The following is a 26,645-nucleotide window of genomic DNA, read 5'->3' as shown; positions in this document are numbered from 1 at the left end:
ACTGCAATCATGCAGGTTTTCAAGCCCTAAAATACAGAACAAAGAAACAACCTGCAAAAATGCAGGTTGTTTCTCGCTCATTAGAAGTATGACACGTAAATACGAGCCAAAGTTTCCACGTAAATCTTGAATCTCACGTCCTGCTCGCCATATCAGTTCACTGGCTGGAGGCCATAATTGCATAATCGTACTCTTAGTTCGAATGGACAGCTTCATTTTGCGGCGAACGTCTGGACGACCAAAGACGCCAGCCGGTTAGCAAAGCGGCTGCAAGGCAAATTATCGCTGACGTCTGGAAGACGACATGCATTCCGGTCAGAAAGATATCGGGGCGATCCGGAATCAACCCGGTGACACGATAGCCTGCTTTGTGGCTCATCACGCTGAACAGGGTTGTGGTTGCGACTGTAATCCCTACTACCATCCCGATATTGCGGATCAAGCCGTTGATGCTGCCGGCAATCCCAAGCTGTGTCCGCGGTACCTTGGACATGACAAGCGAGTTGTTCGGAGATTGGAAGATCCCGCTGCCAAGCCCAAGCATAGCAATCCATAGCGATACGAAGGCAATATGGCTGCCGTTGTGCAATGAAGCAAGGCCAAACTGGGCGATAACCATCACGATCAGACCGATGAAGGTTAACAGTTCGGAGCCAATCTTATCCGATAGGGTGCCGCTAATCGGGGCGATGATGACCATGACAATCGGGAAGATCATCAGCAGGAACCCGGCTTGAGACGGTGACAGATTAAGAATGCTCTGTGCATAGAAAGGTGCGATAATGTTGTAGCAGAAGTTCGCAACGAAGACGAGAAATCCGCATAAAATGCTCAGTGTGAACAGCGGATTCTTAAAGAGCGATAGCTGAAGCAGCGGCTCCTGCTTACGCATCTGCACCCAGATAAAGGCGATAAATACAACTACAGAAACGATCAATGAGGTAATGATGCGGTAATCTCCATAACCAACCTGTTGTCCAAGTAGCAATCCGGAGAATAGGGCAAGGATAAATAGCGTAAATAACAGGTTGCCTGCCTTGTCGATTTTTACCTGCAGCTTCGTAAGATCCTGTGGCAGCGTCTTAATGCCAATGATAAAGGCGATGATCCCGATCGGAACATTCACCCAGAATATATACTCCCAACCAAGGCCGGAAATGATAATGCCGCCGAGACTTGGACCGGCAATACTGCCCAGCGATACGAAGGTTCCAATGAACCCGAGCGCCTTACCGCGTTCACTTGGCGGGAAGATGTCAGTAACAATCCCTTGATTGTTCGCCATCGTCATCGAGGCGCCAAGGGCCTGTATAAGCCGCGAAGCAATCAAGGTGGTCAAGCTGTGGCTAAATCCGCAGAACAGGGACCCGATCGTAAAAATGATCATGCCCAGCTTGAATATTTTTATTTTACCAACGATATCCCCGAGCTTGCCGAAGAAGAGAATCGCCGCACAGATCATCATAAGGTAGCTGGTCACAACCCATTGCGTCTGGGCTACCGGTAAATCGAGCTGCTTCGAAATGACGGGGAGGGCGATGTTGACGATGCTTCCGTCCAGTGTGGACATGAAAGTGAATAAATTAATGACGATCAGTATCAGCCAGCGTCTCTTCTGGACAGCGGGATCATCCTGATATGTTTTTCTTACTATTCCTGGATTTGAACTCATGCTGATGACCTCACTTTATAATTACGTTATAAATTTGTTGCACGTACAACTAAATCGCACATTCAAAGTGTACTCCAATTTAGTTGCGCCTGCAACAAAAATACGATAAAATTTTAGACATGTATATAAATTCCGTTATAGAAGGGCAAGGATGGACATGAACTCGATCGGCAAGTTGATATCTTTTATCAACCGAATCAATCAGAAGGAATTGGCCAATAAACTGAGAGATTATAATATAGGTGGTGGCGGACACCACAGCTATCTGAAGACGATCCTTATGAATCCCGGCTTGAATCAGGATCAGCTTACCTGTGAAGTAAAGTTCGATAAAGCTACTACGACCCGGTGTATCAAGCAATTGGAGGAGGAGGGCTATGTCGAGAGGATCGTCGACGATCATGATCGAAGATCCTACCGGTTATATCCGACCGCCAAGGCCAAGGAGTTCGAGCCCGTGTTGATCTCGATTCTGGATGAGTCCAACAGGAGCCTGGACGGGTGCTTGTCCGAGGAAGAGAAGGAACAACTGAGAGCATTGCTGCAAAAGGTGTATGACAACTACAATTCTCGCTAAGTAATATACGCAAAATGGTTGCAGTCATACATTGAAGCGAATTCGTCAATATAGAGATGGATTCGCTTTTTTCTTTTATCTAGTATAATTGGATTAATAGGATACAGGTCAGGAGATGAAGCGATCGATGCGGATATTAGTGCTTGGTGCCGGAGGAGTTGGCGGTTATTTTGGCGGGAGATTGGTTGAACAAGGAGCAGATGTTACCTTTTTCGTAAGGGAGCACCGCAAGCAGCAGCTTGAACAAGAGGGGCTTGTGATTCGCAGTGTGCATGGGGATATGACTCTGGAGCCGCGTGTTATCACTTCGCAGGATGAAGCGAGGCCTTTTGATTTGATTTTGTTCTCGACGAAGGCCTACCACCTGAATGGTGCTATGCAGGATGTCAAGCCGTTCGTAGGGGAAAATACGGTGATTCTGCCGTTACTGAACGGTGTGGCCCATATCCCGGAATTGCAGCGGGAGTTCGGTAAGGACAAGGTCATCGGCGGACTATGCTTCATCGAGACTACTTTAAATGAGCAGGGGCATATTATTCAGACGAGCCAGGGACACTATGTTCGATATGGAGAGTTCGGGAATAGAGCTACAGAGAGAATACGGGCAATTGAAGAAGCGCTGGGCGGAACGAAGGCTTCATTCGTGCGGAGTGCTCATATCGAGCAAGATATTTGGCATAAATATTTGTATATTACTACCATTGCAGGCGTTACTACTCTGATGCGGGCCCCGTTGGGTCCGATTCGGGACAGCGATAACGGATATGAGTACATACGCGGCGTGTTCCAGGAGGGGGCGGCGATCATGATGGCGCACGGTGCGCCGCTGGATCCGGAGATTGTTGTCAAGCATATGATCACGATGGAGAAGACGGGCTATATGATGAAAGCCTCTATGCTGCGTGACATGGAGAAGGGACTGGCTATTGAAGGCCGTCATCTACATGGTTATTTACTCGATTTGGCTAAGCAGCATAAGATGGAGGCTCCATTGCTTGAGGTCATTTATCGCAACCTGCAGGTTTATGAGATAACGCAAAAACAGCAAGAGCAGTAGTACCTAGCGAAAATATAGAAATTGGAGGAGATCATATGGTACCGGAGATTCCAAAGGGGAATTTACAGAGCAATGTCGCGAGGTTCTCAGGGTTCGCAGATGTATACGATAATTATCGTCCTGAAGCTCCTGAGCTGGTTACCGAGATTTTGACCCAATACTTGCAGAGAGAACCCGAACTGGTCATGGATCTGGGCTGTGGCACAGGGCTTTCGACACTGATCTGGAAGGGGCGTGCGACACGAATTATCGGGGTAGAGCCTAATGAAGATATGCGAAGTGTAGCCACTGCCAAGCTCCGGCACTTCCCGGAGGGATCGTCTGCGATCAGCTTCGTTCCCGGGTATTCCAATCAACTTGAGGTGGAGTCGGAATCGGCCGATATTATTACCTGCTCACAATCATTTCATTGGATGGAACCTGTAAGTACATTACGTGAGGTACACCGGGTTCTAAGGCCGGGAGGCGTATTTGCTGCTTACGACTGCGATTGGCCGCCGATGATCAGTTGGGAGCTGGAGAAGCAGTATATGGAGTTGTATGATAAAAGCGATGAGATTCTGGAGCGCGAAGCGACCGCGGAATCAAAGGCCATGAAGCGCGACAAGAATGAGCATCTGCATAATCTACAGGCCAGCGGAGCTTTCAGATATGCGAGGGAAATCGTATTTCACCATCGGGAGCTGTGCAATGCCGAGCGTTATATCGGACTGGCGCTAAGTCAAGGCGGCTTGCAGAGCGTAATGAAGCTCGGCAGCACAGAGCTTGATGGCGAGATAGCTTCTTTCCGCGAACGGACGGAGAAGTATTTTAACGGTCATACGAAGGAAATTATGTTCAGCTACCGGATGCGTCTTGGCATCAAATAAATCTTCAAGATTCACTTGCTGTGTTTCCTCAAAATTACTTCAAGAGTATTTCAAAAAAACCTGGTGCTGAATCGCGGTCATTCTTGCATTAAGCTTGATTGCCTTTCTTAGCAGTAGCGGCCTTAATTAAGTTCGAACATGGCTGCGACGTCTGGCACAAATTGCCCGTGAATATGAGACCAGTCATTGGTGAGCGGATTATAAATATAATCATGCCGCCAGGTCTCGATATGACGGGTTATTTCTGTTACGGCTTGAATAATATCGTCTACCTCCTGTAGGGTCATGACCGGATGCAATGATGTGCGTACCCAGCCGGGCTTAAAGGAGTAATCCCCGCTAATGACGCTCTGCTCAATCAGGTGAGACAGCTCAGCGGTAATGCCAAGCAAGTAATGTCCATACGGACCCGCACAGGAACAGCCGCCGCGTGCCTGAATGCCGAAGCGATCGCTCAGCAGCTTCACAACAAGATTGTAATGGTAACCGGGAAGCATCCATGAGACGATCCCCAGTCGATCTTCGGATTTCGAATCCAATACGGAGACCCCGGGAATCCGTCTCAGTCCCTGGAGCAGGCGGATAGTCATTTGATGCTCGCGCGCCAGAATCAGCTCCGTTCTCATTTGATCTTTGAGCTTCACGCATAATGCGGTCTTGATTGCCTGGATGATTGGAGGGGTGCCGCCATCCTCACGTCTCTCTACATCATGGACATAATGCTTCGTTCCCCAAGGATTCACCCAATCGACGGTACCCCCGCCGACCTGGTCGGGAATTCGCTGGTTGCATAGAGACTTATGCATGATCAATACCCCACAGGTGCCAGGACCGCCAAGGAATTTATGCGGGGAGAAAAGGATGCCATCCAGTTGCTCCAGCGGCTGCTCGGGATGCATATCGATCGGGACATAAGGAGCGGATGCGGCAAAATCGACAATACCTATTCCCCCATGGAGATGCATCACTTTCGCTAACTGATGATACGGCGTCATTCTTCCGGTGACATTGGAACAGGCGGTGAATGCGCCAATCTTAAAATGGCGATGCCGATAAAGGCTGAGCGACCGCTCCAATTGAGCGGGGCTCACTTCTCCGTCTTTTCCGGGCTCAAGCACGACAACATCCCCAATGGTCTCCGCCCAAGAGATATGGTTGGAATGATGCTCCATATGGCTGACGAAGATGACCGGGCGATCTGCCGCAGCAAGCCCATATGAAGCAGCTTGCCACTCAGGCACCTTCAGACCAAGCAGACGCTGCAATTTATTAATGCCCGAGGTCATTCCGGATCCCGTCAGCATCAAGATGTCGTCAGGGCCGGCATTCACATGCTGCTTGATCATTTGACGGGCCATTCTGTAGGCTTGGGATATCGTCTGGCCAGTCAGGCTGGACTCGCTATGTGTATTAGCTACATAAGGGCCAAACTGTTTGGCAATCACCGATTCAATCGGTTCATACAGCCGTCCGCTTGCCGTCCAATCGGCATAGATCATCTTTTGCTTGCCATAAGGCGTGGAATAAGGCTGCTGAATGCCGACCGTTTTATCGCGGAAAGAGAGAAAATGCGCTTCAAGGGCCTCCGGATTTTTGATGTTAGTCGCATCAATCGCGTGCATTGCATTTTTCAACATAACATTTATTCCTCGCTCATTTTCATTGATGACTCAGTATATGCCGGAGACAGTGGGGAAGGCGAATGCCTAGACCCGATTTTTTTGTATTTTCCAAGAAAAAAGCGATACTCCCGGCCTGCGGGAATATCGCTTGCTGGATTACTTCCTCTATCTGTAACGGACATCAGCAACGTTTATAAGCTAAATACTATCGTTTTTTAAGTTTTCTTGGACCCCAGGGACACCTAGATGCCGCAAACCGCTAAAATGAACGTTTTTACTGAATAGCCGGCAGACATGTCCGTTAGATATCATAGTGCAAAATGTTTGGAATTAGCTTGCTAAGCAGCCGTGGTGTCCGTTAAATGGGGAGGGCGGCGATCGTCTACCCTCTAAATGAATAGCTGAATGTCAGCTTCCAGGGCGTCCCTTAAGTAGCTTTGGGCATCAACGATGTCTACGCCAGGCAAAAATTCTTCGGGTTTCAGGCCCATAATTTCTACAGATAGCTTGCAGGCGGAGAATTTAATATTTTTCTTGCGCGCCCCTTTTAAGAAATGAATTAGCTTCGGAGCCTCTTGATCCTCTATCATTTCTTCAAGCATCCATTTGCCCAATCCGCTGAAATTCATTTTTGATAATGGCAGCTGCTCAGGACCTTTAGGCGTTGCCAGACTCATAATTTTTTCGTAAAGCGATTTATCCTCCAGAGTCATCTTATCGGGATCTCTGATAAGGAACAGACCCCAAAAGCTGAAGAACATCGTCACTTCCATATCCATATCATGCGCCGAGTTGGCCAGTATCAATCCGGCCATCGCTTTATCGTACTCTCCGCTGAACATGAGCAGACTCAGCTTCTTGCTCATTAGGAAACACCTTCTTCAATTGGAATGTTCATAGTATGAGACTACGGAAAGGGTTCTATGCTTTGTTCACATATGGGTAACGTACGACTGCAACCTTTCCGCAGATGTACCACGTCATTTTATATAAAAGGGAGGGTCGTGATGAAGAGAATAGGGTTAATTCTGTTTATACTACTGCTGCTGAATCCTTTATATGCGCGGCAGACATCGGCCTTATCATGCGCCGAGCTGCCCAGTATCTCCGAAGCGTATCAGAGGTACGACGGCGTAGTCACCGGACGGGTGGAGAGCATCCGGGAGAGGCGGGAGAACAATCAGATCGGGCTGACGATCACGAGAAGCTTCAAGGGGATTACAGACCAGAAGCTGGTCATTTTCGAGGATAAAACCTGGGGAGCTGTTTCAGGACCAAGCATTCTTCACGGGGAGTATCTATTCTTCCTTAGTTATAAGGAGGGGACAGGCTGGGAAAATCCGCTCTGTTCACCATCCAAGATGGCTGTCAATATAACTAGTGAGGAATCTGCATTTCTCGATGCCAGGGAATTAAAGCTTGCAGACGAAGATAGGGGAGCGGTGGCAGGTTCGCTGTTTCATACCAAGGGATCTTATGTCCTGTGGGGCTCTGTCTTTACTGTAGTTATTGTGGGGATATCTGGGTATTATTTATGGATCAACAGGCGCAGATCCTAGGCAAATCCCTACCAAGTTGAATATTTCCTCTTATTGTTGTGGAAAATAGAGGAAACGGCTTCTTGGAAAGGAGGATGAGGATGGATATTTCAATGGGCGCCGATGAGGTCATTCACCGCATCAAGCAGCTGCAGAGTAATGGAGAGCCTATCAGCAAGAAGCAGGTGAAGCAGCAGAATCCCGAGTTAATGAGAAGCGCATTGTACTATTTTCCAAGCTGGGAACATGCCTTGAAGAATGCGAATATTTCGTAGGTTACGTACATCGATGCTAATGCAGAAAGGTGAACCATGTGCAGATAAATAACGAGATAAATAATTAAACCGGTGAAATTGTGCAATAGCCCAACTCACCGGTTTTTTGTCGTTGGATTATACGCGGGGCACGCCCCATTTGATGATCTGGCCGCTATGAGTAAGTCCGCCTCCAAATCCATAGAGCAGCATCGTATCCCCGTAATTTAGACGTCCTTCCCATACCCCGAGGTCGAGCGCTAATGGGATGGAAGCAGCGGAGGTATTGCCGAAGTATTCCATGCTATATAAGGTCCGCTCCAACGGAATGCCGGATTTCTCGCAGATCGAATCAATCATGCGCAGATTTGCGCTATGCGGAACAAACCAATCAATGTCATCCACACTCATATTTGCTTGCTCCAGAAGCTGCTTAATGCCTGCAGATACGGTTTGGACTGCCCATTTATATACTTCCCGCCCGTTCTGTACCATCTTTCCATCCCCGGCAAGCTCCGCTCCTTTGAAAGTATGAGACAAGCCTGAACGATATACATGGATACCGCCTTCGCCATTCGTACCTTGTACGGAGGAGATGAACCCAGGATGGGAATCGTCGTATTCAACGAGTACCGCGCCGGCCCCGTCCCCAAACAAAATGCAGGTGGAGCGGTCAGTATAGTCCGTGACCTTGGATAGGGTCTCGCCGGCAACGACAAGAATCTTTTTGTGTAGTCCGGACGTAACCAACCCGTTAGCCAGATGCAGGCCATATACGAATCCAGCGCAGGTCGCATTCAAGTCGAAGGCGCCAGTGCGGCTTATCCCGAAATAATCCTGAATCTTACAGGCTACACTGGGAAACGGGTAATCCGGGGTTGTCGTTGCCACAATAATCATATCGACATCGTCCAGGCTTTTGTTATAACGCTCTGCGAGATTCTGCACCGCCTTAATGCACAGATCCGAGGTGAATTCGTGCTCCGCGGCGATCCGGCGTTCCTTCATGCCGGTTCTTTGTACGATCCATTCATCATTGGTGTCGACTAGCTTAGATAAATCATCATTCGTCAGCCGCTGTTCGGGAACATGGGTACCAATAGCTGTTATGCGTGCTTGCGAGAACTGAGCTTTCATGAAAATCACCTCTTTTTTTCTTTATTATAACACCAAGTATTAGTATCTGGTACTAAAATATGCGAATGCTTTGTTTTTCATTCATCCGGAGTCATCTGACTTGGTTATATAACGATATTCCTGTTGACGCAGAAAGCAAAACAATATAACTTAGTATCATACCCCCATGGGTATGTGATAATTGTAATATTAGTGCTAGAAAAGTTGAACTACACTTAGGAGGCAACAGAGATGAGCAGTCCTTATCCAGAAATGTATCCATTTGAAGTAAATGAACGTCTGCAGCGGAAAGATCAATTGGCGATAGTGGATGTTCGCGAACCGGATGAGTTTGCCGCGGGGCATATACCAGGTGCGAAGAACATTCCGCTGGGGAGCATTCCCGGTGCACTGAATCTCATCGATCCGCAGCAGGAGACGATTGTTGTCTGCCAGGCAGGCGGGCGCAGCACAAGGGCTTGCGAGTATTTGTCTTCACTCGGCTATCATGTATTAAATATGGTCGGCGGCATGTCCTCCTGGTCAGGAGAGATTGACTAAACCAAATGGGAGGCCGTTATCTTGGCGATCTACTATTTTATTGTATGCCTGTTTATCGCAGCTATCGCTTGGCGAAGCAGACCGGTTCGCGGATTGAGATATATTAACGAAGACCAGTTCTGCGAGTTGTTAAAGGGAGAGCCGCAGAGCTTCAAGCTGCTTGATGTCCGGGATCAGGTGGATTACTATGAGGCCCATGTTCCGGGAGCGCTCAACATTTCGGTAGGCAGATTACGGTATGTACGGAAAAATGACTTATTTTTTGAAGATGATATTATCATTATTTCCGCTACGAAGGCTCAAGGCAAAAAGGCGGCAAGAATTATGAGACAAAGCGGATACAGCCATCTGACCTTAGTCAGCGACGAATTTATGTCGATCCCTTGCTTCCAGGAGCTGATCTCCCGCAAGTGTAAATGCAATAGCCCATGCGCATGATCGATCCGCCGGTACTGATGGGCACATTGTTTTTAGGCAGAAGATCGGAAATAATAGATATAACATGTTTCGCAGAGGAGATATTGTTATGCAGTACGATGAGGATATTAAGAAAAGACTGAAGCGGGCTGAAGGCCAGGTCCGTGGCGTACTTAAAATGATGGAGGAAGGTCAGGACTGTCAGAATGTCGTCTGTCAGTTATCCGCGATCCGCAGTGCGATCGATAAGGCGATGGCCTACGTGGTAGCCTCCAATTTGGAGCATTGCATCCTGGCTGAGAAGGAAGCTGGCAGGGACAGCAGCAAGGTAGTTCATCAGGCCGTGGAATTGCTGGTGAAGAGCCGTTAACGGCGGTTCGTGAACCACGGAGCGGCAGCCCGGTAGTGAGCTTATCTGATTCCGTGGGATATGCTATAATGATGAAGGTTCGTTGTTAATGTGAGGAGAGCTGCAGGATGATCATCCAATTCATTCGGTTTCGCTAATGAGAGGTACAGACATTAAGCTTGGTTATTTTCTCAAAAATGGGAAGTTGACTAGGTTTATTTGACTGTGCCTTTTTCATTCAGCAAAAACGAATGAACGGGGTGTTTTTTTGTGTCCAAAAATAATTATGCCGTGAATTTACTTTCACAGCATATTGCTATTTTTAGCTGTCCGGTTTGTCATTTTGAATTGTTCATTAATGAAAGAAGTCTAGTATGTCGCCATGGGCATCGTTATGACCTGTCCAAGCATGGATACATTCACTTATGCTTGCAGGCGGCGAGAACTAAATACGATAAATCCCTGTTTACAGCCAGACGGATGCTCAGCCGGGCAGGCTTGTTTGAACCATTGGCCGAAGCGGTGGCCACCAGAATTGGGAAAAGGCTGGAAGCTGTGGAGGAGCATGACAGATTTAAAATTCTGGATGCAGGCTGCGGCGAAGGCTCGCATTTAGAGCGGGTGCATTCGTTGCTCCAGCAAAATGCAGTCCTGCCGACACCAACGCTTGGGGTTGGAATCGACCTGGCCAAAGATGGCGTTGCCTCCGCGGCAAAGAGCTATAAGGAGCTTCTATGGTGTGTAGGCGATTTGGCCAATCCACCACTGGCAAGCCAACAGTTCAATGTCATTCTCAACATCCTGTCACCTGCGAATTATGATGCTTTTCATAGATTACTGTGCAAAGACGGTATCGTCATTAAAGTCATTCCCAACCGCGATTATTTGCGTGAACTGCGCGAGGCACTATGGGAAGGGCGTGGGCAAAGCTTCAGTAATGACAGGACGATGCAGCTGTTCAGGGAGCATTTTGAACCTGTCGAGGTTCAGCGGGTGAGGTATACTTATCCTCTGGAGCCGGAGCAGGTACTACCTTTGCTTGCTATGACCCCTTTGGCATGGCGGGCTGAGGAATGCAAGCTAAACCATTTTACCACTCATCCTCCAACCGGGATTACAGTCGATCTTACCGTTATGACCGGCAGCAAAAGATAAAAACAGTAAAGGTGCTTTATGTATAATCGCTCAATAAATCAAGCAACACCTACCCAATTTATAGATCGCAAGCAAGCAGAGCTTGGGATTCAATTGAATGAGGTGCAGCGGAAGGCGGTTCTTCTTACCGAAGGACCGCTGCTGTTGTTAGCCTCGCCCGGATCAGGCAAGACAACGACGATGATTATGCGCATCGGCTATTTGATTGCCGAGAAGGGGGTACACCCCGCACGTATTAAGGCGGTGACCTTCAGCAGGGCTGCTGCTCAGGATATGAAGTCGCGCTTCAACGCCTTTTTTCCGGAACTTGCTCCCGTATCATTTTCTACGATTCACAGCTTGGCCTTTGAAGTGGTCAGAGCCTATTTGCGGAAGTGCCAGATCGACTTTCAGATTATTGAAGGGCATATCGATCCGGAGGAGGAAGAGGGGACCGGGGCGGAGCAGCTGCCGCTGCACAAGAGAATTATTTTGCGGCAAATCTATCACTCCATTCACTCGGATAATATTACGGACGATCAGATGGATGAATTAACGACCTATATTAGCTATATTAAAAATAAAAAGCTGCCTGCCGGGCAATGGTCAGAGATTAAAGTGGATGTTCCCAAGGCGGAGCAGATTTTTCGCGCATATGAGGAATTCAAGCAAAGGGATAGAGCAAGGCTGCTGCTTGACTTCGACGATATGCTGACGCTCGCCAATAGAGCCTTGGATGAGGATGCTTCACTGCTGCGAAAGTATCAGACGAGATACGATTATGTGCTGACTGATGAGAGCCAGGATACCTCGCTGGTGCAGCACGCTATTATCGAGAAGCTGGTGCAGCGTCATCACAATCTGTGTGTGGTTGCTGACGATGATCAGTCCATCTATAGCTGGCGAGGGGCTGAGCCGTCTTATTTGCTGGCGTTCAAACAGGTATATTCCAAGGCGGAGATCTTGTATATGGAGCAGAATTATCGTTCCTCCAGAGATGTTGTACACGCGGCTAACCGCTTCATTAAACGCAACAAGCATCGGTATAACAAAAACATGTATACCCATAATCCTCCGCAGGAGCCGATCCGCTTTACCTGTCTGGCCGATGATATTTCCCAGGGCGACTATTTGGTACGGGAGATTGCTGGGCAGGACAACCTGGCGGAGATTGCGATTCTGTACCGCAACAATTCGTCTTCCGTCGGCCTTATGAATGCACTTGACCTGGCCGGGATTCCTTTTTATTTAAAGGATTCTGACCTGCGTTTCTTCTCCCATTGGGTCGTAGAGGATGTGCTGAACTTTATGCGGCTAACGTTCACCGATAAGCGGGTGGATGTCTTTGAGAAGATTCATATGAAATTCAACGGCTATATCAGCAAAAAGCAGATGCAGGAAGTCAGGTTGATTCATAATCAGGAATCGGTGTTCGATAATCTGCTGAACCATGTGCCGCTTCAGGAATATCAAGTGAAGCTGCTGGAGGAGAGCAAGCAGACATTCCAGGAGATGCGCGGAATGCCGCCGCAGCCGGCGATCCAGGTTATTCGCAGCCGCCTCGGTTATGAGAAAGCGCTGGAGAAGATGTGTGAACGCCTCGGCTTCCGTCAAGATACGCTAATTGGCATTCTGAATGCATTGGAGCAGATCGCGGCTCCTTTATCGACGATGGAGGAGTTTGCCGCCCGGCTCAAATATTTGGAGTCGCTTCAGAAGACGGCGAAGCGGAGGAGAGGGCAAAATGTTGTAACCTTGTCTACACTGCATAGCGCCAAAGGCCTGGAGTTCGATCGTGTCTACATGATCGATCTGGTTGACGGCATTTTGCCTTCCTATGAGGATCTGAAGGATTCGTCTGAGGATCTCGCCCAGCTGGAGGAAGCGACCCGTCTATTCTATGTAGGTATGACGCGGGCAAAGCGCATGCTCCATTTGGTAACCTACCGGGAGCGCGAGGGCAAGAAGGCTGTAGAATCCCGCTTTGTAAATGATATCCGGAGGATTGTGAACCCGTCTGCCCCGCGGATTGTGCAGGGAGAGAACTCTACAGTGAAGCTGAAGAAGCCGGAGGTCGTCTATCGTCCGAACGCGATTCGAAATGCAAATGACTTCGTTGTTGGCAGGAGGGTCAAGCATGCTCGGTTTGACGAGGGAGTGATCACAAAACTCTACGAGGATAGACTTGAGATCCGGTTCGAAGCGGGGGATAAGGTGCTGTCCGTTAAGGCCTGTCTCGAAATGGGGTTGCTTGAGCGAATAGTGGAGGACCTATAGAGGAGAAAACAAAAAAACCTTCAAATACTTTCCCTGCGTTCTGGGAGGTATATTGAAGGTTCTTTTTGTTCAGTATCGCAGATTGGATTCAGGCGTAACGACGGATCTGCATCTAGGTTTTCCATGTTTTTAGAGCCATTCGCCAAAGCGGCGGATGTACCAGCCCTTGATGATCTGGGTGAGCAGGCAATATCCGAGCAGGATGGCGGCAAGCCAGCCAAAATAGACAAGCGGCAGGGCCTGTAGTCCAAGACTGTTTCCAAATGGGCTGAATGGCAGATAAATACCGGCGAGCATGACCGCTCCGGTTAACAGCAGCACGGGTCTGCTGGCCCGACTTTGAATGAACGGTATTTTGTGCGTACGAATCATATGGACGATCAGCGTCTGTGACAGCAAGCCGACGACGAACCAGCCGGATTGGAACAAGGATTGGCTGGCCGGTGTATTGGCCTGGAACACATAGAACATGACAAAGAAAGTAATATAGTCGAAAATCGAGCTGATCGGTCCTATGAAGATCATGAACCGGCCGATGGAGCTAGCGTCCCATTTACGCGGTTTAGCCAGGAATTCATCATCTACGTTGTCCCATGGAATTGACAATTGCGAGATGCTGTAGAACAGATTCTGGATCAAGAGCTGCAGCGGCAGCATCGGCAAAAAAGGCAGAAAGGCGCTCGCGCCGAGTACGCTGAATACGTTGCCGAAGTTGGAGCTGGCTGTCATTTTGATGTATTTGATGATGTTTCCGAAGGTCTTGCGTCCTTCAATAACCCCATCCTCAAGCACCATCAGATCCTTCTCCAGCAAAATAATATCCGCCGATTCCTTGGCGATGTCAACGGCTGTGTCCACGGAAATACCTACGTCAGCCTGACGCAGCGATGCGGCATCATTGATGCCGTCGCCCATGAAGCCTACGGTATGTCCTTTACTCTGCAGCGCAAGGACGATTCTTGATTTCTGCAGCGGATTGAGCTTGGCGAAGATCGTCGTCCGTTCAGCCAGCTCTGCCAGCTTCTCATCGGATAGATCGTCAATATCCTGCCCGAGCAGAATACTGTCCGTACTCAGTCCGATATCATTGCACACCTTGCGGGTAACGGCTTCGTTATCTCCGGTCAACACCTTGACGGCAACACCGCTGCTTCGCAATGCTTCAATCGCTGGCGCAGCACTGCTCTTGGCCGGATCGAGGAAGCAGATGTAACCAATCAGGACCAAATCCTGTTCGTCCTGTACAGAATACTGTTCAGAGTGCTGCCGAGGTTCTTTAATAGCAACAGCTACGACCCGGTAACCGTCGGTATTCAGGTTGCGGACGATGGCTTGAATGCGGACCCGCATTTCATCAGTCAGCAGCACTGTTTTTCCGTCATCCAGAGCATGGCTGGAGATGCTGATGATTTCTTCCATTGCCCCTTTGCAGATTAACAAATGCTGTCCGCTTTGCTGCTTCAGCACAACGGACATACGGCGGCGATGGAAGTCGAAGGGGATCTCATCGATCTTCTGATATGCATGCTCGGCATTTAGGCCCTTCTGTAACTCTGCATGTTCGAGCACGGCGATGTCGAGCAGATTTTTTAGTCCTGTCTGATAGTAGCTGTTCAGATAGGCATGCTTCAATACTTCATCATTGTCATGGCCATGGATATCAAGATGCCTCTTGAGGACGATTTTGTCCTGGGTTAATGTGCCGGTCTTGTCGGTACAGAGAATGTCCATTGCTCCGAAATTTTGAATGGAATTCAGCTGCTTTACGACCACTTTGTTCCGAGCCATCGTACTGGCTCCCTTGACGAGATTGGAAGTAACGATTACAGGCAGCATTTCCGGGGTTAATCCGACGGCTACGGACATGCCGAACAGCAGCGCGTCCATCCAGTCACCTTTGGTAAATCCGGTGATGAAAAAAATGATAGGGACCATGATCAGCATAAAACGGATAAGGAGGAAGCTAACCTTATTCACGCCTCTATCGAAGCTGGTCATCGGTCTTGCTCCGCTTAGGGTTCGGGCCATCGCCCCAAAGCAAGTTTCGCCCCCGGTGGCGATAACGATTCCGGTTGCCGAGCCGCTGATCACATTGGTTCCCATATAACAAATGTTGCTAAGTTCAAGCGGGTTAAGCTTCCTGGACTGTTTTCTCTGTTGCTTCAGCTTGGGATCCGTCGTTAATTGTATATCTTCCTTCTCAACAGGCAGGGCTTCTCCGGTAAGAGCCGATTCACTGATGAACAGATCCTTGGAAGCGATCAGGCGGATGTCTGCGGGTACCAAATCTCCGGCTGATAGATGAACCAGGTCACCGGGAACGATTTGCTCCACCGCGATCTCACGGGCTGGCGATTGCCGGATCACAGAAGTCGTTGTCTTGACGAGATTTTTGAGACTCTCGGCGGTTTTCTGCGAGCGGTATTCCTGGGTGAAGGAGATAGCCACGCTAATCGTGACCATGGTGCTGATAATGATAGCCGCATCGAAATCCTTCGTGATTAGGGAGAACAGACAGAGTCCCAATAAAATCAGGATAAACGGATTTTTGAAGCAGCCGAGGAGCTGAACATACCAAGCGCTTCTCCGATCCTGGGCGATTTCGTTGCTGCCGTGCTGTTCTAGTCTCAGTTCGGCTTCTTGCTCGCTGATGCCTTCAGGCAGGGCTCCAAGTATTTCCATCACGTCATCGATATGCCATAGTGAAGCCTGAATCAGACGTTCGTTCATTTGTTCTGTACGGATAGGCTCCGTAATCTTCTTCTTAAACATGGTCTTCGCCTCCATTTTTGCAGCGGAGGACATAAAAAAACTCTCCAATTTGGAGAGTTTCATACAGCTAACTCATATTCCGAAGATTGCAGGGCAGATTCAAATACACCTGATCAAATCGTGCATGATAGGCATGGATCCGCTGGGACAATCCTTGGAGCTGAGCGCAGTATCTCTCCGCTGTAATTTTTGGTTGTTGAGTTCGCTCATAATGAGCTTTGCGGGGTCTGGTTGGCTGCTTAACTGACTACTGTCTTCCACGGATTGTCCCTCCCTTCAAATATAAAAGGCCTCCCAGTCAGGAGGCCTTGGAAATTAATTACATTCCAATATAAAGCTTTAACAAGCTTAGCCCCTTACCGAGTTTTGGCACTATACAACGTAAAGACGGTTTGTCTTAGCCACATTATGAAAAGCCTTAGTCCGGCAATTCCTGTTCTACCCATAGGCATCTTTCGATATTTCTGGGCAGTGGCATGTGTTTGTATAGGAGCCTCACCTAACGAGGTCTTGCCTTTTAATCATAGAGGGGGTGCTCACGAATGTCAACGGAATTTAGCGGATTTATTTTGCTCAGGGCGGGGAAATTCTTCGTTCTGTCACTTTTCTAGCAATCGATAAAGTATAAAATTGCGATATTTATATAATATAAATGGTGGTAATAGTATAATTAAAAAATGTAATAAATAATTTTAGAAGGAGGCATCATCAATGAAACTTCAAGGTAAAGTAGCGGTCGTTACAGGTGCAGCATCAGGTATGGGCAAGGCGATTGCCAAGCTGTATGCAGCCGAAGGCGCGAAGGTTATTGTATCGGACTTGAATCTGGAGGCGGCGAACGCAACGGTTGAAGACATCCAAGCAAGCGGTGGTGAAGCGATCGCGGTTGTGGCCAATGTGGCCCAGGAAGCGGATATTCAGAATTTAATGGATACAGCAGTGAGCACCTACGGTACTTTGGACATTCTGGTCAACAATGCCGGGATTATGGATAACTTTGTACCTGCTGCCGATCTGACGGACGAATTGTGGAACAAAGTGTTTGCTGTAAATGCAACGGGCCCAATGCGTGCGATCAGAAAGGCTTTGCCGATTTTTCTTGAGAAGGGGAATGGGGTTATCATTAATGTTGCCTCGATCGGCGGCCTGATGGGTTCGCGCGCGGGTGCCGCTTATACAGCTGCGAAGCACGCAGTGGTGGGGTTGACGAAGAACGTGGGGTTTCAATATGCCCTTAAAGGGATTCGTTGCAATGCTATTGCTCCTGGTGGCGTAAATACGAATATCGGCACCACGATCAATCAGCCTGATGAATTCGGAATGGCAAGAGCGACAGCCGGAGCCAGCTCGAACCCGAGATCCGGAGAGCCGGAAGAAATCGCCAGGGTGGCGCTTTTCCTGGCTTCGGACGATTCCAGCTTCGTTAATGGCGAAGTGATAACAGCCGATGGCGGTTGGACGGCGTACTAAGGATAAGCGCCAATGCAGAAAAGCGAATAAAGCAAGCTAAGCCGCGAGAATGGGTTCATGCCTGAACTGTGATTCTCACGGCTTTTTTGTTGTTTATACTAAAAAAGTATTGCAATCGTTTTTCCAATTAGCCAAGGGACAAAAACACTTATACTAATACAAGCAGATATTGTGAGCGCGCTGATCAATATCGGGTGGAACGCTCATCCTGACGCGGAATACTCCGCTCGAAGGCCACGATCCAATCGCCTTGAATAGCGGCATAGCCTTCATCCCCCTCGGCGACGAGGCCGTACAGATTTTTTACATCCAGATACTCTTTACGCTCTCCGTTCTCAAATTCCAGGGTAATGTAATAATAAGTGTGAGAAGAGGAGAAGTTATTATGATCGTTCATATTGGAGTGGTGCCGCACGTCCATCCGTTTGGATACAATTCTGACAAAGGTGGACTCGCGGGTTGAGGTGGCGTTCTTCACATATTTTACTCCGTTGACGATAAGCATGATGATGACGACGACAAAGATGATCCCGATCAAGACGGGAACTACGCTGAACATAAAACCGCCTATTCCCCCAAACGGCGAGGGCCCAAAGCCATCGAAACCGGATACCATGTAGCGTTCCTCCTATCTCTTGTAAAGCTTTTCAATGCTTTGAACTGTATTTAGAATACTTAAAATAAAAACCCAGTTACAGTAAATTTTTTACATTCCGTGTACTTGATTATAACTGTCTTTATCGGCGAGTGTCGTTGTATAGAGGTTTAAAGTATGGTAATATGTATATAATTTACATGAACGGAGGGTTCCTGGTGTTGTACATTAAATTCCGTCTTACTACTTTGCGCGGCTAATTGAATACTGCTCAAAGGCTCTGTTCTGTGCAGGGCGAACGGGATAGGTGTGCTATCATAAAGGGGACCTTTATAATAGAATATGCCGCTTTGAGAATCACTTGCAGGAGTATGTCTGCAGGTGTCTTCTTGTTTGCTGCACCGTTTGTACCATAGCACAGCCAGAGGACTGTGTTTTTTTATTTTTTAGAGGTCGTTTAAAAAGTCCGCTTCTGAAGAAAATCAATCGAAGTCATTATCAAGATGGTGACCGCGATCATCTAACACGATGTGAATTAAGAAGTAATTCGGCATTGAAGTTTTTTGGATTTTACAGGGTCTAATGCGGCAGGCTTCGGAAGTGATGTTTCCTGCGGGACATCTCAGGTGCTTACGTGCAAATTACAAGCAGAGGTTTCCAAAGTTTCTCTATGGTTTGCTCAAACACCTCTGACACTCGCTTCATCCAATGAAGCATTTTGAAAAACGCACATCGGAAGCATAAGCTTTAGCTTTAGTGCTGGAACGGGCCTTTTTGAACTAGTCATTTTTGATCTGAGAAAAGGAGGAATACGATATATGGAACAATTGGTGGAATTGGAACAAAAGGCAATTTTGGTGGGTGTTAATCTGAATGACCAGGAAGACTTTGCCTATTCGATGGAGGAGCTGGCCAATTTGGCGGACGCTTGCGAGGTAGAGGTCGTAGGGACATTATCGCAAAATCTGCCCAAGGTGAATCCATCCCATTATATCGGGACAGGGAAGATTCAAGAAGTGACCGCCCTGCTTGAAGGGAATGGAGGCAATCTCGTTATTTTTAATGATGAGCTGTCTCCGTCACAGATTCGCAATCTTGAATCCGAACTGAAATGTAAAGTTATTGATCGGACCATACTCATTCTGGATATTTTTGCAAGGAGGGCCAAGACGAGAGAAGCTCAGCTTCAGGTCGAGGTGGCGCAACTGAAATATATGCTGCCGCGTCTGGTTGGCCTGCGCGAATCGCTGGGACGTCAGGGCGGCGGGGTGGGTACAAAGAACCGCGGCGTAGGGGAGACGAAGCTCGAGCTGGACCGCAGACGTATTGAAGAGAAGATTACGATGCTGAGCAAGGAACTGGAAGCCTTGGTTGCTCATCGTCAGATTCAGCGCAAGCAGCGCAAGAAGAACGATATTCCGGTCGTCTCGCTCGTTGGATATACAAATGCAGGCAAATCAACGATTATGAATGCCATGCTGGATACCTACAATCCGTCGTCGCAAGAGAAGCAGGTGTTTGAGAAGGATATGCTGTTCGCTACGCTGGAGACTTCGGTGCGCAGCATTCCCTTGCAGGATAACAAATCGTTTTTGCTCACCGATACAGTTGGCTTCGTCAGCAAGCTGCCCCATCATTTGGTGAAGGCATTCCGCTCCACCTTGGAAGAAGTAGCCGAGGCGGATTTGCTCATTCATGTAGTGGATTATGCTAATCCGGAATTTGAACGGCTGATCCAGATAACGAACGAAACATTGAAGGAGATCGGAGTAACAGATATTCCGACCATCTATGCCTATAACAAATCGGACTTGACGGAGCATCACATCCCTGAGGTGCAAGGGGATAAGGTATATATGGCGGCCAAGAGCAGGATCGGGATCTCCGAGCTGGTAGAGCAAATCCGGCGCCAGATTTTCAAGGATTATATCCGCTGCACTATGCTGGTACCCTATGATCAAGGCACGGTTGTATCGTATTTAAACGAGCATGCCAACATTATCGAGACCTCTTATGAGGAAGAAGGAACGAAGCTGTACATGGAATGCCGGTTGAGTGATTATGGCAAGTATAAGCAGTTCGTCATTGGGGGAGCGGGGAAACAATCGGAGTAACCGTCCTTAATTCAAAGGCCGGGAACGTTAGCATCGTCATGATATGCTTAACGTTCCCGGCCTTTATTGCTTACAGGGAGGGAAGGGAGACCTCAAAGGTTGAGCCTTGTCCGCGCCGGCTTTTTACACGGATCTCACCGCCATGAGCGGATATAATCGATTGCGTAATCGATAGTCCCAGTCCGAATCCGCCATGCTTGCGTGCGCGGGAAGTGTCACTGCGGTAGAAACGCTCGAAGATATGAGGCAGATGTTCACCGGCAATACCGGCTCCGTTATCCTCGACAGCGATGACGGCGTGCTTGTTCTGCCTGGATAGGGTGACATGGACCGTCCCACTAGCCGGGTCTGTATGCTGGACAGCATTATGAAACAGGTTAAGAACCACCTGCTTGATCTTGTCGCTGTCGCACATGACATGGAGCTGTGGTTCGAGCTGGAAGCTGACGGCCCGTTCCCCGGCGAGAATACGCAGATGAGGCTCCATCTCGGAGATTAGCGCATCTAATAGCACATCGCTCCGTTGAACCACCGGGGTTCGATCCAGCTTGGCCAGCATCAGCAGATCCTCGACCAGCTTCTTCATTCGCTTCGATTCGCCCAGCATACTGTTCAGGGCTGGATACAGCTGATCGGGGCGTTCAGCAGCGCCGCGCAGCAGCACCTCCAGGAAGCCATGAATCGAAGTCAGCGGAGTTCTAAGCTCGTGGGAGGCGTCGGCGATAAAGCGCCTCATCTGTTCCTTGGCTTCTCGCTCCGACTTGAAGGAGCATTCAAGTCGCTCCAGCATGCCGTTGAAGGAAGCGGCCAAGCGGTCGACCTCCGTCTGTCCCAGCGAGGCTGGAAACCGGTGGTCGAGGTTGCCTGCATTGATCTCTTCTACGGTCTTTACCATCTGATCGAGCGGCTTTAAGGTGCGTTTGAGCACAGGCAGATAGAGCATGAGTCCGCCCAGCAGAGCCAATATCGCCAGGCAAATAAATATAAATAACTGCCGCAGCGCCACGGATTTGAGAGGAGCTGCCAATACTCCTAACTGGACGATGTCATTCCAACCACCGGGTCCTGAGAGCGGGCGGAATATGACCAGTTGTTCATTTCCGTTATCATCCTTAATGATCCGGTATTGGTCAGGCCGCTCCTTCCTAAGGTCATCGCGAATAGCCCCATATTGCTCGGAGGATAACTGCGGAGCGGGCAGGCCTGATTGCTCGGAGCGGTTAAGGAATCCGCCGTCCTCCTTAATGATGGCCAGCGAGGTATCGGGAAGGAACAGGAAGGGTACGCGCTTGCCTTTGCCGGAATCCGCACCGCCCGGATTAACCGGGCTGGTCGCATTTCCTTGGTCGTTCGGATTCGCAGCACCTGCAGGGTGATAGGGATAGAGTTCCATTTGCTCAATCATCTCTCTGGGAAAACGAAGAATTTGCGAGCCCATGGATTCAGCCTGATTCTTATATAGAAAATTGATCATCAGTACATATTGCAATCCGCCGATGAGAATCAGCAGTGCGGCCAGAATAAATAACGAACGCGATAAGAGCTGTGAACGCAAGGAACGGGGGGACAACACGGTCCTTAATCGACGGATTAAACGTTTCATGGCAGATCAACGCGATAGCCGGCGCCGCGGAGCGTGCGGATTAGACGATGCTCTTTATCATTCAGCTTCTCTCGCAGGGAACGGATATAGACCTCAACGATATTTTCCTCCCCGCCGAAATCATATCCCCATACCTGATCCAGTATCGTTGTCTTGCTCAGCACAATTCCATGATTGATAAGCAAATACTTAAGCAGTTCATGTTCAGTGGGCGACAGGTCCAGCACCTGACCCTGATAGCTGATCTCCTTCCGACGGTCATCGATACAGAATGGCCCGTAGGACACTTCTCCGAACAGGGCCGGGAACTGATTGCGCAGCCGCGCTCCAATCCGGGCCAACAGCTCCTCGAAGCTGAACGGCTTCACGACATAGTCGTCGGCTCCGATCGTCAGACCTTTGACGCGGTCTTCGACCTCATCTTTTGCGGTCAACATAATGATGGATACATTGCTGAGTTCTTTCTTCAGTAAACGGCACACTTCCCAGCCATCCATACCCGGCATCATAACGTCAAGCACGACGATATGGGGGCGGAAGGTACTTGCCTGATTGACGGCCGTCATTCCATCCTGGGCCGTACGAATCTCAAAGCCTTCATTGCTAAGCCCCAACTCGAGGAATTGAATAATATGCGGTTCGTCATCGACCAGTAATATTTTTACGCCTTTAAGATTTCTCATGTCGCTCCCCCTGTAACAAGCAAGACTACTAATATTATTATCTATTATCTATGATTAGGCTGAATATTCGCTGAAATTCGACTTAAATAATTCTTAATTCAATTAAAATATGAAAATGTACGGTTCTGATAAGGAAACCGGGTCGTAGCCAGCATCAAGGAAGAGCGATCGCGAAGCCAAGGCGGTTTTCCTTGAAACCTCGCTCTTGATTGATGATCAGTTTCTGGGATATACTTTTCTAAGCGAATGACGAAAAGGGGAGTTAACAAATGGAAAAAGTATTGATTTTCGGACATAAGAATCCGGATACGGATACGATCTGCTCGGCGATTGCTTATGCAGACCTGAAATCGAAGCTTGGCTGGAATGTTGAAGCGGTTGCTCTCGGCGCTCCTAATGGGGAGACGCAATATGCATTGGATCGTTTTGGCTTCAAGGCGCCTCGCGTTGTCGAGACGGTAGCGAGCGAAGTGAAGGACGTAATTCTGGTTGACCACAATGAACGTCAGCAGAGTGCTCCCGATATTACAGAGGTTCGTGTGGCTGAGGTTATCGATCATCACCGCATCGCTAATTTTGAGACAAGCGGCCCCCTATACTACCGCGCTGAGCCTGTAGGCTGCACAGCGACGATTCTGAACAAAATGTATAAGGAAAATGGAATTGCTGTTCCTGCGAACATCGCCGGACTGATGCTGTCAGCGATTATTTCCGACTCGCTTCTGTTTAAATCTCCTACTTGCACGGAGCAGGACGTAGCTGCAGCACGTGAGCTGGCGGGCATTGCTGGAGTGAACGCCGAGGAATATGGCCTAGAGATGCTTAAAGCTGGCGCAGACCTGAGCGACAAGAGCATCCAGCAATTGATTACGCTTGATGCCAAGGAATTCGATATGGGCGGAGCTAAAGTGGAAATCGCCCAGGTTAATGCCGTGGATGTGCAGGATGTGCTGTCCCGTCAAGCGGAAGTGGAAGCTGAGCTTGGCGCGATTGTTGAACGCAAAGGTCTTGATTTGTTCCTGTTCATCGTAACGGACATTTTGAATAATGATTCCGTTGGTCTTGCTATTGGTAAAGCAGCGGATGCAGTGGAACAAGCTTACAATGTGAAGCTGGAGAACAATACGGCCTTGCTCAAGGGTGTCGTATCCCGCAAATCGCAAATCGTTCCTGTACTCACGGATATTTTCAACAAACGTTAATCAAGATTAGGCAAGCTGACTACCTTAAATATGAAAAGAGCCCTGATGGCCGACCGGATTACCGGCTGCATCAGGGCTTTTTTAATAGTAATTGTACGAGTCCGTTTTTACGGGGTCTCCGGTGCAACCGGAGCTGCAGCTACATTGTCTTCCTTCGGCTTGTACTTGAAGATAGGCACGAGAATGACAGCGCCGAGCAGCATCACAATCGCCGAGATCGAGTAGATTCCTGTGAGTGGGAACAGCTTCTTAAGCACGCCTGCTGCGGACATCATTACGACCATCATCCCGGTGAACAAGGGGCTAAGTACTCCATTCACCCGTCCTACGTAGGATTGCTCTGTCCATTTCAGGATCATCGTATTGATACCAATCTGAATGCATGGCAGGGTCAGGCCGTTAATGAATTGTAAAGCCAAAGTCAATGGAATGCTGGTTGACCAGCCGATACCCAAAATACATAATGCGCTGACGAGCATTCCGAAGGCGAGCAGGATTTGCGGCGCTATTTTCTTGGCAATGATCATAACGATCACGCCGCCTATAAGCATGGCAACCCCGTTCACCATGAGCAGAAACTGTAGGAATTCCTTCGGCTTGCCCAAGCGTTCAGTAACAACGAACAAACCAAGCGTCTGGATGATGCCTACGGAGAAACCGGCGATAGCAAAAGTAATGCCGAGCACGCGCAAAGTGGTGCTCTTCCATACATAGCGGAACCCGTCCGCCAGCTCTTGCATAATTTTTGTCTCGCGTTTCTCCTTCTTTTCCTCTTCCACATCCGGTGGCAAGCGGAACAGAACAACGGCCGAGATCAGGAAGGCCACGCCCATTACTCCGATGGAGATGTAGATGCCGAAATGCTGATAGGCGAAAATCCCGAGCGATGGGCCAAGAACCATAAAGATGGCCATTAAGGACTGGAACAAGGCCATTCCTTGCTGCAGCTTGTCAGGATGAATATGCTGCTTGAACATTTTCATAACCGAAGGTTGCGAGAATTGCGATAGAATCGCGGACACGAAGGTCGCCAAATATACGGTCTCCCAGGATTCGAACATCAACGTAATTAAGACGGCGAAGACGGACACAGCGGACAAGAAGTCGCACCAGATCATCGTTCGCTTCGGCTTCCAGCGGTCGGCAAAGGCACCGCCGATAAATCCGAACACAAAGATAGGGGCGAACTCGACAACCGAGATCAGGGAGATAGCCAAAGGGTCGCTATTGGTTTTCTCCGTGACGAACATCAGGATAGCGAAGTTTCTGACCCAGATCCCGATTTGCAGGAAGATGTTCGAGATGAGCACAGTCTGGTAGAACCGGTTCCTGAATAAGCTCTCGGAAACGGCAGGCGAAGCATGGGCTTCATTTGACATATGGTTATTCCTCCAATATGGTTTTCTCTTCTTTCTCTACTTCTATAGATGCTGTTCGAAAAGTCCACCTTTGCGGCTTTTTTAAACATACATTTTAAATAGATAAATATACAGCTACAAGAATAAGGCATTTACAATCATATGGGAAGGGAAAAAATAAATAAAAATTAAAAGTATTTTTTACATAAATAGTAGAGCTTTGGAATCCGACTAGGAATCCCTGCTAAATGAGGCGGAAACGCTGAAGCTGATCCCACAGCTCCTCTTCAATCAGCACCTCCCGCTGCTTAGGGCCAATCAGGTCAAAATGCGGAAATGGAGATCGATTGTGGATATACTGAGGGTCGAGTCCATGCTCCAGACACCAGGTCACAAGCTTGTCATGGTCGCTGCATCCCACCTTTGTAACCGTGGTAATGCCCGGAAATCTGGCATCCAGCCAATAATGGGTGAGATAGGCGATTTCTCCTTGGGAGACGGTCTTCTTCCAAGCCTCCAATTCTTCTCTGTGTACTCCAAAAGCCATTCAATATCACCTGACTTTCATGTCATCTATATATGAAGCTTAGCTGTTTGTATATTAAGAGAGCAGACTGCCGAATTATTATACCATACGAACAAAAGGGGAACAAATCATCCAGTTACTGGTACATGCGGCCTAATCAAAAAAAGTTCTTGCATAAACTAATGTCATTAGTTTATATTATTGCTAATGGTATTAGTTTATTGAGGAGGTAACAGGATGAAGACGACTCGAATAGATCATTTGATACAGCTATCGTTCATGCCGCGAATATTTCCGGTGAATTGTTATTTGGTTGAGGAAGAGGATGGCCTCACACTGATCGATGCCGCATTGCCGTACAGTGTGAAGGAGATCAGCCGGGTGGTTCGCGAGCTTGGTCGGCCGTTGACCAACATCGTCTTAACCCATGCGCATGGAGACCATATCGGTGCGCTGGACGGGTTAAAAGAGCTCTATCCGGATGCAAAAGTATGCATTTCCAAGCGCGATGCCAAGCTGCTGCGCGGGGATGCCACGCTGGAGCCGGAGGAGCCGCAATTCAAGATTCGTGGCAGCGTGCCGAAAGGAATCAAGACGGCTCCGGATGTGCTGCTCGGAGAAGGCGACCGCATCGGTTCGCTGCAGGTCGTCTTGACTCCCGGGCACACACCGGGCTCGATCTCGCTGCTCGACACGCGCAGCGGAGCCCTGATCGCCGGCGACGCTTTTCAAGCGCGAGGCGGCTTTGCGGTCAGCGGTACCCTTGTACCGCTGTTCCCTTTCCCGGCCATGGCGACCTGGCATAAGGAGCGAGCGCTCGCCAGCGCGCGCAAGGTGGCCAGCTTGAAGCCAGCGCTGCTGGCGGTCGGACATGGCCGG

Annotated in this window: 24 protein-coding genes and 1 riboswitch; of the genes, 14 read left to right on the top strand and 10 right to left on the bottom strand. The window is 48.8% G+C overall.

From position 1 onward, the window contains the following. Positions 1–193 precede the first annotated feature (193 nt). On the bottom strand, positions 194–1,672 hold the full coding sequence (locus BN1360_RS02995) for an MFS transporter (protein WP_068778426.1): 1,479 nt from the start codon (positions 1,670–1,672) through the stop codon (positions 194–196). Between the two features lie 151 nt (positions 1,673–1,823). On the opposite strand from BN1360_RS02995, the gene BN1360_RS02990 reads away from it, so the two are divergent. The 3 genes from BN1360_RS02990 to BN1360_RS02980 all read left to right on the top strand — a co-directional run bounded on the left by BN1360_RS02990 (position 1,824) and on the right by BN1360_RS02980 (position 4,175). Then, positions 1,824–2,249: a MarR family winged helix-turn-helix transcriptional regulator gene (locus tag BN1360_RS02990; RefSeq protein ID WP_068778425.1), complete on the top strand. Its 426-nt coding sequence runs from the start codon at positions 1,824–1,826 to the stop codon at positions 2,247–2,249. 127 nt (positions 2,250–2,376) lie between these two features. After that, complete coding sequence (gene panE / locus BN1360_RS02985; protein WP_068778424.1) at positions 2,377–3,306, top strand: 2-dehydropantoate 2-reductase; 930 nt, start codon at positions 2,377–2,379, stop codon at positions 3,304–3,306. 35 nt (positions 3,307–3,341) lie between these two features. Beyond that, positions 3,342–4,175 carry a class I SAM-dependent methyltransferase gene (locus tag BN1360_RS02980; protein ID WP_068778423.1) on the top strand — a complete coding sequence of 278 codons (834 nt, stop codon included), beginning with the start codon at positions 3,342–3,344 and terminating at the stop codon, positions 4,173–4,175. Between the two features lie 122 nt (positions 4,176–4,297). On the opposite strand, the gene BN1360_RS02975 is transcribed toward BN1360_RS02980, so the two are convergent. Then, on the bottom strand, positions 4,298–5,812 hold the full coding sequence (locus tag BN1360_RS02975) for an aminotransferase class V-fold PLP-dependent enzyme (RefSeq protein WP_229520777.1): 1,515 nt from the start codon (positions 5,810–5,812) through the stop codon (positions 4,298–4,300). 374 nt (positions 5,813–6,186) lie between these two features. Beyond that, positions 6,187–6,663: a DsrE/DsrF/DrsH-like family protein gene (locus BN1360_RS02970; RefSeq protein ID WP_068778422.1), complete on the bottom strand. Its 477-nt coding sequence runs from the start codon at positions 6,661–6,663 to the stop codon at positions 6,187–6,189. A 141-nt stretch (positions 6,664–6,804) separates the two neighbouring features. Here BN1360_RS02970 and BN1360_RS02965 point away from each other — a divergent pair, with 141 nt between their 5' ends. Together BN1360_RS02965 and BN1360_RS02960 are read left to right on the top strand one after the other, a co-directional pair. Continuing rightward, complete coding sequence (locus tag BN1360_RS02965; RefSeq protein ID WP_068778421.1) at positions 6,805–7,356, top strand: hypothetical protein; 552 nt, start codon at positions 6,805–6,807, stop codon at positions 7,354–7,356. Between the two features lie 80 nt (positions 7,357–7,436). After that, positions 7,437–7,610, top strand: coding sequence for a hypothetical protein (locus tag BN1360_RS02960; protein WP_179015744.1), 174 nt, complete (start codon positions 7,437–7,439; stop codon positions 7,608–7,610). A 117-nt stretch (positions 7,611–7,727) separates the two neighbouring features. Here BN1360_RS02960 and BN1360_RS02955 read toward each other — a convergent pair whose 3' ends face one another. After that, positions 7,728–8,726: a ketoacyl-ACP synthase III gene (locus BN1360_RS02955; RefSeq protein ID WP_068778420.1), complete on the bottom strand. Its 999-nt coding sequence runs from the start codon at positions 8,724–8,726 to the stop codon at positions 7,728–7,730. A gap of 231 nt (positions 8,727–8,957) precedes the next feature. Here BN1360_RS02955 and BN1360_RS02950 point away from each other — a divergent pair, with 231 nt between their 5' ends. The 5 genes from BN1360_RS02950 (at position 8,958) to BN1360_RS02930 (ending at position 13,443) form a co-directional block, all read left to right on the top strand. Continuing rightward, positions 8,958–9,266: a rhodanese-like domain-containing protein gene (locus tag BN1360_RS02950; RefSeq protein WP_082789914.1), complete on the top strand. Its 309-nt coding sequence runs from the start codon at positions 8,958–8,960 to the stop codon at positions 9,264–9,266. A 21-nt stretch (positions 9,267–9,287) separates the two neighbouring features. Then, positions 9,288–9,704 (top strand): rhodanese-like domain-containing protein, encoded by a 417-nt coding sequence (locus tag BN1360_RS02945; RefSeq protein ID WP_068778419.1) that lies wholly within the window; start codon positions 9,288–9,290, stop codon positions 9,702–9,704. Between the two features lie 88 nt (positions 9,705–9,792). Next, positions 9,793–10,053 carry a metal-sensitive transcriptional regulator gene (locus tag BN1360_RS02940; RefSeq protein WP_068778418.1) on the top strand — a complete coding sequence of 87 codons (261 nt, stop codon included), beginning with the start codon at positions 9,793–9,795 and terminating at the stop codon, positions 10,051–10,053. A 249-nt stretch (positions 10,054–10,302) separates the two neighbouring features. Next, complete coding sequence (locus BN1360_RS02935; protein ID WP_068778417.1) at positions 10,303–11,187, top strand: putative RNA methyltransferase; 885 nt, start codon at positions 10,303–10,305, stop codon at positions 11,185–11,187. 18 nt (positions 11,188–11,205) lie between these two features. After that, positions 11,206–13,443, top strand: a complete 2,238-nt coding sequence (locus tag BN1360_RS02930; protein WP_068778416.1) for an ATP-dependent helicase — start codon at positions 11,206–11,208, stop codon at positions 13,441–13,443. Positions 13,444–13,572: 129 nt separating this feature from the next. On the opposite strand, the gene mgtA is transcribed toward BN1360_RS02930, so the two are convergent. Continuing rightward, positions 13,573–16,215: a magnesium-translocating P-type ATPase gene (mgtA, locus tag BN1360_RS02925; protein ID WP_068778487.1), complete on the bottom strand. Its 2,643-nt coding sequence runs from the start codon at positions 16,213–16,215 to the stop codon at positions 13,573–13,575. Between the two features lie 346 nt (positions 16,216–16,561). Then, a riboswitch (M-box (ykoK) riboswitch) is annotated at positions 16,562–16,729 on the bottom strand. A 197-nt stretch (positions 16,730–16,926) separates the two neighbouring features. Between mgtA and BN1360_RS02920 the strand changes: the two genes are divergently transcribed. Further along, positions 16,927–17,685 carry an SDR family oxidoreductase gene (locus tag BN1360_RS02920; RefSeq protein WP_068778415.1) on the top strand — a complete coding sequence of 253 codons (759 nt, stop codon included), beginning with the start codon at positions 16,927–16,929 and terminating at the stop codon, positions 17,683–17,685. A 184-nt stretch (positions 17,686–17,869) separates the two neighbouring features. Here BN1360_RS02920 and BN1360_RS02915 read toward each other — a convergent pair whose 3' ends face one another. Then, entirely contained in the window at positions 17,870–18,301 is a 432-nt protein-coding gene (locus BN1360_RS02915) for a DUF2500 domain-containing protein (protein ID WP_068778414.1), read from the bottom strand. An 806-nt stretch (positions 18,302–19,107) separates the two neighbouring features. On the opposite strand from BN1360_RS02915, the gene hflX reads away from it, so the two are divergent. Further along, positions 19,108–20,394: a GTPase HflX gene (gene hflX, locus BN1360_RS02910; protein ID WP_068778486.1), complete on the top strand. Its 1,287-nt coding sequence runs from the start codon at positions 19,108–19,110 to the stop codon at positions 20,392–20,394. 70 nt (positions 20,395–20,464) lie between these two features. On the opposite strand, the gene BN1360_RS02905 is transcribed toward hflX, so the two are convergent. Continuing rightward, positions 20,465–21,997: a sensor histidine kinase gene (locus tag BN1360_RS02905; protein WP_068778413.1), complete on the bottom strand. Its 1,533-nt coding sequence runs from the start codon at positions 21,995–21,997 to the stop codon at positions 20,465–20,467. Then, positions 21,994–22,680, bottom strand: a complete 687-nt coding sequence (locus tag BN1360_RS02900) for a response regulator transcription factor (protein ID WP_068778412.1) — start codon at positions 22,678–22,680, stop codon at positions 21,994–21,996. Before BN1360_RS02900 ends, BN1360_RS02905 begins: the two co-directional genes overlap by 4 nt. A gap of 269 nt (positions 22,681–22,949) precedes the next feature. On the opposite strand from BN1360_RS02900, the gene BN1360_RS02895 reads away from it, so the two are divergent. Continuing rightward, entirely contained in the window at positions 22,950–23,882 is a 933-nt protein-coding gene (locus BN1360_RS02895) for a manganese-dependent inorganic pyrophosphatase (RefSeq protein ID WP_068778411.1), read from the top strand. 107 nt (positions 23,883–23,989) lie between these two features. Here BN1360_RS02895 and BN1360_RS02890 read toward each other — a convergent pair whose 3' ends face one another. Next, positions 23,990–25,261 (bottom strand): MFS transporter, encoded by a 1,272-nt coding sequence (locus BN1360_RS02890; protein ID WP_068778410.1) that lies wholly within the window; start codon positions 25,259–25,261, stop codon positions 23,990–23,992. 223 nt (positions 25,262–25,484) lie between these two features. After that, positions 25,485–25,787, bottom strand: a complete 303-nt coding sequence (locus BN1360_RS02885; RefSeq protein ID WP_068778409.1) for a hypothetical protein — start codon at positions 25,785–25,787, stop codon at positions 25,485–25,487. A gap of 216 nt (positions 25,788–26,003) precedes the next feature. On the opposite strand from BN1360_RS02885, the gene BN1360_RS02880 reads away from it, so the two are divergent. Further along, positions 26,004–26,645: MBL fold metallo-hydrolase (locus BN1360_RS02880; protein WP_068778408.1), on the top strand; the 642-nt coding region annotated here is incomplete at its 3' end.

The sequence above is a fragment of the Paenibacillus sp. GM2 genome (genome assembly GCF_900069005.2).
Lineage (GTDB): Bacteria > Bacillota > Bacilli > Paenibacillales > Paenibacillaceae > Fontibacillus.
Note: the sequence above shows the minus strand (reverse complement) of the source record. Positions and strands in the feature narration are given on the sequence as shown.

Bases quoted from the DNA above. Each gene is read 5' to 3' on its own strand.
- BN1360_RS02995 (WP_068778426.1), bottom strand. From the start codon at position 1,672: ATGAGTTCAAATCCAGGAATAGTAAGAAAAACATATCAGGATGATCCC.
- BN1360_RS02990 (WP_068778425.1), top strand. From the start codon at position 1,824: ATGGACATGAACTCGATCGGCAAGTTGATATCTTTTATCAACCGAATC.
- panE (WP_068778424.1), top strand. From the start codon at position 2,377: ATGCGGATATTAGTGCTTGGTGCCGGAGGAGTTGGCGGTTATTTTGGC.
- BN1360_RS02980 (WP_068778423.1), top strand. From the start codon at position 3,342: ATGGTACCGGAGATTCCAAAGGGGAATTTACAGAGCAATGTCGCGAGG.
- BN1360_RS02975 (WP_229520777.1), bottom strand. From the start codon at position 5,812: ATGTTGAAAAATGCAATGCACGCGATTGATGCGACTAACATCAAAAAT.
- BN1360_RS02970 (WP_068778422.1), bottom strand. From the start codon at position 6,663: ATGAGCAAGAAGCTGAGTCTGCTCATGTTCAGCGGAGAGTACGATAAA.
- BN1360_RS02965 (WP_068778421.1), top strand. From the start codon at position 6,805: ATGAAGAGAATAGGGTTAATTCTGTTTATACTACTGCTGCTGAATCCT.
- BN1360_RS02960 (WP_179015744.1), top strand. From the start codon at position 7,437: ATGGATATTTCAATGGGCGCCGATGAGGTCATTCACCGCATCAAGCAG.
- BN1360_RS02955 (WP_068778420.1), bottom strand. From the start codon at position 8,726: ATGAAAGCTCAGTTCTCGCAAGCACGCATAACAGCTATTGGTACCCAT.
- BN1360_RS02950 (WP_082789914.1), top strand. From the start codon at position 8,958: ATGAGCAGTCCTTATCCAGAAATGTATCCATTTGAAGTAAATGAACGT.
- BN1360_RS02940 (WP_068778418.1), top strand. From the start codon at position 9,793: ATGCAGTACGATGAGGATATTAAGAAAAGACTGAAGCGGGCTGAAGGC.
- BN1360_RS02930 (WP_068778416.1), top strand. From the start codon at position 11,206: ATGTATAATCGCTCAATAAATCAAGCAACACCTACCCAATTTATAGAT.
- mgtA (WP_068778487.1), bottom strand. From the start codon at position 16,215: ATGTTTAAGAAGAAGATTACGGAGCCTATCCGTACAGAACAAATGAAC.
- BN1360_RS02920 (WP_068778415.1), top strand. From the start codon at position 16,927: ATGAAACTTCAAGGTAAAGTAGCGGTCGTTACAGGTGCAGCATCAGGT.
- BN1360_RS02915 (WP_068778414.1), bottom strand. From the start codon at position 18,301: ATGGTATCCGGTTTCGATGGCTTTGGGCCCTCGCCGTTTGGGGGAATA.
- BN1360_RS02905 (WP_068778413.1), bottom strand. From the start codon at position 21,997: ATGAAACGTTTAATCCGTCGATTAAGGACCGTGTTGTCCCCCCGTTCC.
- BN1360_RS02900 (WP_068778412.1), bottom strand. From the start codon at position 22,680: ATGAGAAATCTTAAAGGCGTAAAAATATTACTGGTCGATGACGAACCG.
- BN1360_RS02895 (WP_068778411.1), top strand. From the start codon at position 22,950: ATGGAAAAAGTATTGATTTTCGGACATAAGAATCCGGATACGGATACG.
- BN1360_RS02890 (WP_068778410.1), bottom strand. From the start codon at position 25,261: ATGTCAAATGAAGCCCATGCTTCGCCTGCCGTTTCCGAGAGCTTATTC.
- BN1360_RS02885 (WP_068778409.1), bottom strand. From the start codon at position 25,787: ATGGCTTTTGGAGTACACAGAGAAGAATTGGAGGCTTGGAAGAAGACC.